Source organism: Paenibacillus sp. P4_A7, from assembly GCF_056402455.1.
Map to the genome: position 1 here is coordinate 1 of NZ_JBFUHJ010000331.1, position 6149 is coordinate 6149.

Genomic DNA, 6149 nt, shown 5'->3' on the forward strand with positions numbered 1-6149 from the left:
ATCAGAACCTGCATGAGGATCGCTAAATCATCATGGGTATACAACTGATCTTGGAGAGTCTGATACATTTCCTCATAATAATCTTCCCATATCTCGTCTCCAAGCCTAAACGATTGACTAATGCTTCGAAACACCTGCAGTTGCTTAAACAATTCACCCTTCGGCTTGGAAACCACATGTTCGAGAGTAATAATCCGATTCATTCCCAATGAAGACTTGTAGCCAACAGCATTGACCGCTTCCCTGAACGATTCCGCGGTTAACTCCAGCTGTTGAATCAGATGACCAATCCCAATCGTCACCGTAAAGTCCAAATTATGAGCTACCCAGTCCCTTAACTTCTCACAGCTTTCCAGTACTTCTTGCTCGCTTTCCTGATGATGGAATAGAAAGAGAATTCCCATCTTGGAGTTGGAAATCCATTCGGTCCATACAGTAAACGGCTTATTCTCGACTAGTTCCTTCACGGAAGCGCCTAGGATGTATTTCAGTAAATGCTGATCACTTCGATATTGAATCGCGAATTCCGCGTAATGATCGATCTCGACAATCGCGACGAGAGAGCCACTTACAGGTTGATGGATTCCCAGCCGGGATAATTCTTCCTCGAGATATTTACCGAAGTTGGCAGTGGTATTCGTTTCCTCCATTAAGCTAAGAAACAAATGTCTTTTGTGGTAAACGGACAATTCTTTGTGCTGCTCTTGAAGCATGTTGGATTCATCCAGAAGCTCTTCGATCGATGATTCGATAAATTTGAATTCATCAACCTTGTCCGTCTTCAGATGAGTAGGAGAAGCCTTACGCGCACCTGAAATCATGTTCATTAAAGTCATAACCGGCTTGTATTGGCGCCTGGACACATAGATGATCCAGGTCAACCCGGCAATAACGATTACTGCAGCAATAGCCATCCACAAGTAAAATAACGAGGACACGAACTCTAGAATGCCGCTGTTTAGAGTCCCGCTGGATATGATCCAGCCCGTTTGTTCCGAAACGGCAGAGGAGAGAACTGTGTTAGCCTTYGTGCCGGATGTCTTGCCATCGGCAGCCGATTCCGTAGAGACGATGAGCTTGCCTTGTTCGTCGCTAAGATGGACAAAGGTCGAATTGTTGTCGGTCATGCTGGTTATCCATCCAAGCAGAGATTCGATGCGGACATTGACGATTAGGATGCTTAAATTGCTCAGATTCGTGTTTTTGGCCAAGCTGATTACTTTTTGAGTTTTGTCTCCATCCGTCATTTCCGGTGCCAGCGTTCGTGCTGTCCATTGGTACAGAACACGGCTGTTCAAGGATACTCCGATGAATTGACTGTCAGTGAAATCGTTCAAATCGGTTAACGTCGACGGGGTAAGGATTGTTCGATCTGGAGTACGGTACAAATAAATGGATTCTATCGTCGGATTGTTCTGCAATAGCTCCTTTAATGCCGAAGAAGCTTGGATATCTGTATAATGGCGATTGTCCTTAGGATTGTCCGAGAAAAACTGTTTGATCTTCTCATTGTTCTGTATTTCATATAGCAATAAGGAGTCTATATCCGCGAGCTTGCTGTCTATCATCTTCGAAATATTGTGAGACAGCGCATTATTCGCCTCTACCGAAGCTTTCTTGGACATCTCGGTCAAGGTAAGGAAAGTCATGAGCAGCAAACTTAACGTAATGATAAAAAAGACCGGCAAATATGAGAGTAATAGCCTGTTAAACCATTTTGTTTTCATAGGTCTCCTCTTTCAGCTCTAGTAGCTRGTAATATTTATCAGAAAGTCATTTATTTTCTATTGGAAATAACTTAACATATTAAATAAGTAATCAGCAATGAACAGTTTGGGGGAAAATAGATGATACGATTCCGGCCGATCTTACCGCTAATTTTTTTCCTAGTCATCGGTGTATTCGTTCTCTGTTGGAGCATATGGGCGCCGATTAATAAACAACATCATCTTGTACCTATAACTGAAGATCAACAATTCATCAATTTAAACCTGTTTCTCAACGCTCCTTTGGATACGGTTACAGTTTTACCTGAGGGAGAACTAGACTTTATCAGGCAGATCATAGAGAAGAAATTTAACGTCCGTTTGCATGTTACCGCTATGGCTCCGGGAAATGAGTATAACGCCAAGGTCGAGGCTTTGTTGTTCGCCAACAATCCACCCGATATGTGGATCGACAGGAGTAATGACGGTGCATCTAAGCTATCGCTTGATGGCGTGCTCGCAGATATGTCACCCTATGTATCCTTAACTACGATGCCAAATTACTTCAAGTACTGGGTTACCGAGAAGGAATTGAAGCAGTATCAGATTCATAATCGCTTCTATCGCGCTCCCGTTCCCTATGATAAGAATTCCTATCGGTGCTACTATATCCGTCAAGATTGGCTCAAGCATCTAGGTCTGGAAATCCCGCGAAATTACAATGAGTATTTACAGGTGTTACGCGCCTTTACAAACAATGACCCTGATGGAAACGGCAAGAAAGATACCTATGGATTCACGACATCGGGCAACAATTCTAGTCTGTCTTCCGACTGGCCCGAGTATGCCAAGAACAGCCTCGTCTATCCGGCGTATATGAATAATAATGAGCTTGTCGACATGGGATCTGATTTACGAATCGAGCTTGTCGTGGACGATATTCTTAAGGTCATTAACGAGGGATTGGTTGATCCTGACTGGTTCTTTAATTCCGGAACGAAGCATGTCAACAAAGCTATACAAGGAAAAGCAGGTGTAGTCCTTGGCCAAACCRTTGATTTCGCCCTGGATGCTAATTCGGCAAGCATTCAATCGCTTAGTCGCGCGCTTGATCCGAACGCGAACTGGGTACCCTTTAACCCACTTGGCAACGAGCCGTTAAGAGCTGGAGCATCACCCGAATATCCTTTTGTATTCGCCAAAATAACTGTAGACAAGCATCCTGAGAGAATAAAGAAAATCGTGGAAATCATGGACTGGCTATCGAGTGAAGAGGGGTTTCTGCTCACCCATTACGGCCTGGAGGGAGAACATTATTCGCGCAGCGGAAATACGATTACGTTATTGCCGCAGAAGAAGGAGGATTCGGAGAATTCGAAGCATTCTCTGGATTCTATGAAACTATGGGGCTTCTTCACGCCTGAAACCCCAAGCGTGCTCGGTTTGCAGGTTGTTGATCCACAGCTAACAGCAAGAGATAAAGAGATCAAGTCCTTCTTAGCCCAGCTCCCAGTTAAGGATAAGCTTGGTGTTGCTTTAGCACCCCCCATCGGAATTGATGTTGGAGCCTTCCGGGCCAGGCAAAATGAGTTGCAGGTCAAAATGCTGTTCTCCGATCAATCGGGAAAGCAGTGGCCTACTTATTATAAAGAAATCATGGGCCTATACAACGGCACTCAAATCATTAAAAATTTTGAAAACCAGGTGTTATTTTCTAATGAAAAATAATAATAAGAAGACCGCCTGCTCCGAAGTTCTTTTAGTATTGCATGCGGATATAGAAAATAAGAGCCCCGAGTGTTCTCGGAGGCTCTTATTTTCATGATACACCATTATGGATTTTAGTTGAAGGATTCCATTTGTCAGATAATGCTTATTTGATTGGATCAATAGGCTTTACAGTTTCATTAATATCCATAGCTACACGAAACCCACAGTTTCCCGTCGAGCTATCTGGTGTGTTCGAGCTTCTCGCAGCTAAGCGATAACGGTTGCAATAGGAACGGTGGCACAAATATGAGCCGCCTCTCATGGATCTTTTGCCAGTAGGCTCATTAAATATAGGATTTTCGGTCGCTGTTAGCTTATGATAATGGGGGCTAAACCAATCCGCACACCATTCCCATACGTTGCCTGACATATTATATAGGCCATAGCCATTAGGCTCGTACGCATCCACCGGAGCAGTACCAACATAACCGTCGCTTGCGTTGTTTTTGATCGGAAATTTCCCCTGCCATATGTTGCACATATGCTTTCCGTCTTGTTTCAGCAAATCTCCCCAAGGATAGGTTCTCCGCGAGAGTCCCCCTCTCGCTGCATATTCCCATTCTGCCTCTGAAAGCAGTCTAGTGCCAGACCATTGACAGAATGCCTCGGCATCACGCCAAGAAATATGTACGACCGGGTGATCCAATCGATCTTCCACATTGGAATCTACTCCTTCAGGCTTCGCCCAATAGGCTCCATCAACAACGAGCCACCAAGGAACCTCCTGCGGTACATCCTTAACCCGCTCCTTTGTTTCCTCGGAAGCTAGCAAATGGAATACAAACGACCAGCCAAAACTTTCTGCTTCTGTTACATAACCTGTCTCTTTTACAAATGCTCGAAACTGTTCATTGGTCACTGCATAAGGTGAAACTCGAAAAGGAGCTACTGTCACCTTGCGTATAGGRCCTTCTCCATCTGCAGGAAAGCCTTCCTTCGTATCCGTCCCCATATCAAACTCACCGCCAGGCAGTGTGACCCAATTGTTTATTACATGGTCTGTAGGAATTGAACTAGTGCTAATCGATTGTTGTGTCGAATGCTCCGCAATGCCAGACTGTATTTGCTCCCTGCTAGCAGCGCAACAAGATTTGATTTGTTCCATTCTCTCGTTCTCCTCTTGTGATAATATGTCTCTATCCATACAAGGCGATACCGACTAAGCCAGAAATAATTAAAATCGAAACGGGATGCTTGTGAAAAAAAAGAAAGGCAGATAAAGATCCTAAAAATATGAGAATTTGACTCCAAGTGTACCAGGACATCGAGGAAAGCATGCCATTAGTGTCTGCAAACATAATCGCGGTATAAATAATTAAACCGGTTATAATTGCCCGTAAGCCATAGAATGATGATTTCACCAAATCATTATCGCGGACTTTATAAAATATTTTACCTAAGACTAGGATGATAATCAATGACGGTAAAATGGTTCCGAGCATTGCAATTATTGCTCCAAGGATGCCCATCTTCTCGTAACCGATAAATACTGCTATGTTAGTAGCAATTGGCCCCGGAGACATGCCAGCAACCGCTATAATATCGGTAAAATGCTGAAGGTCCATCCATCCGTGTTGATTTACAACCTGTTCCTGAATTAACGGAATCATCGCATAGCCGCCTCCGAAAGAGACCAGCCCAATCATGAAAAAGGTAATAAACAAATCGATTAACATAGAAACACCCCATCATATCATGTAATCGTATATAGGCTCTTCTTTTTGAAGTATTGTTTTGCGTCCAAGCTTCGTCCTAACCGCTACAATCGTCATCCCGGAGATAGCTCCCCCTGCAATGAGAATGATCGGATGAATGTAGCTGTGGAAAAAATACATCAATACGACAGTCATGACGATCATCATTACAGATGCTTTATCTACAGCAGCTGTCTTGCCTGTCTTATAAGCAGCAAATACGATCAAAGCTACGATGGTCGCTCGAATGGAAATAAAAGCTGCCTCTACCTTTGGGTGCTCCTTCATTCCTAAGAAAAATATCGAATAGATAATAACAATACTGAAGGTTGGCAATAATATACCTATTGTTGCGACTATCGCACCCATAACCCCTGCAATTCGATACCCGATGAAAGTCGCTGAATTGATTGCAATTGCACCAGGCACTGATCCTGAAACAGCAAATACATCCGCAACGTCCTCAGACTGAAGCCATTTCCGCTTCTCTACAACTTCACGCTCTATAATAGGAATCATTGCATATCCCCCGCCGAATGTAACCGGTCCAATCTTGAGAAACATGACAAATAGTTGCCAAAGTGTATTCAATCGTTCAAAGCTCATGTTAKTCCCCCCTTACATATGTATCTCTATTATATCACCTTAATTCCAATTTGGAATAAAGAATTTAAGTTCAGTTTGAAAATTGTGTTATAGCGGAAATTTTAAAGCGTTTTTCATACGAAAGACATAAATTTATCTACCATTAAGCCGAGTGTTATACTTAGTTTATTCTATTTTGAATTAAACGATTGCAACACTTCACTATTAGTCTATCCAAGCCAATTATCGATCGACTGCCATATAGCGCACCTAACTAACTTGCGTTATAATAGACCCAGAGTAATTCCCATTACTTTAGTCGGAAAAAGAGGTTGATAGATGAGTATCCCATCCGTAAATAAAATACCATCGTCCAAAAAACAACTATATACAC

Annotated in this window: 4 protein-coding genes and 1 pseudogene; 1 reads left to right on the forward strand and 4 read right to left on the reverse strand. The window is 43.0% G+C overall.

From position 1 onward, the window contains the following. Window positions 1–1727 (reverse strand): hypothetical protein (locus AC1DWN_RS25295; protein WP_477561662.1); only part of this gene is annotated, 1727 nt, incomplete at its 3' end. A 120-nt stretch (window positions 1728–1847) separates the two neighbouring features. Between AC1DWN_RS25295 and AC1DWN_RS25300 the strand changes: the two genes are divergently transcribed. Then, window positions 1848–3434, forward strand: coding sequence for an extracellular solute-binding protein (locus AC1DWN_RS25300; RefSeq protein ID WP_477561663.1), 1587 nt, complete (start codon window positions 1848–1850; stop codon window positions 3432–3434). A gap of 145 nt (window positions 3435–3579) precedes the next feature. Here AC1DWN_RS25300 and AC1DWN_RS25305 read toward each other — a convergent pair. The 3 genes and pseudogenes from AC1DWN_RS25305 to AC1DWN_RS25315 all read right to left on the reverse strand — a co-directional run. Beyond that, window positions 3580–4449: pseudogene (locus tag AC1DWN_RS25305) on the reverse strand (formylglycine-generating enzyme family protein); the annotation flags it as partial. 163 nt (window positions 4450–4612) lie between these two features. Then, on the reverse strand, window positions 4613–5152 hold the full coding sequence (locus AC1DWN_RS25310; RefSeq protein WP_477561664.1) for a chromate transporter: 540 nt from the start codon (window positions 5150–5152) through the stop codon (window positions 4613–4615). Window positions 5153–5164: 12 nt separating this feature from the next. Beyond that, on the reverse strand, window positions 5165–5776 hold the full coding sequence (locus tag AC1DWN_RS25315) for a chromate transporter (protein ID WP_477561665.1): 612 nt from the start codon (window positions 5774–5776) through the stop codon (window positions 5165–5167). Window positions 5777–6149 lie beyond the last annotated feature (373 nt).

Bases quoted from the DNA above. Each gene is read 5' to 3' on its own strand.
- AC1DWN_RS25315 (WP_477561665.1), bottom strand. From the start codon at position 5,776: ATGAGCTTTGAACGATTGAATACACTTTGGCAACTATTTGTCATGTTT.
- AC1DWN_RS25310 (WP_477561664.1), bottom strand. From the start codon at position 5,152: ATGTTAATCGATTTGTTTATTACCTTTTTCATGATTGGGCTGGTCTCT.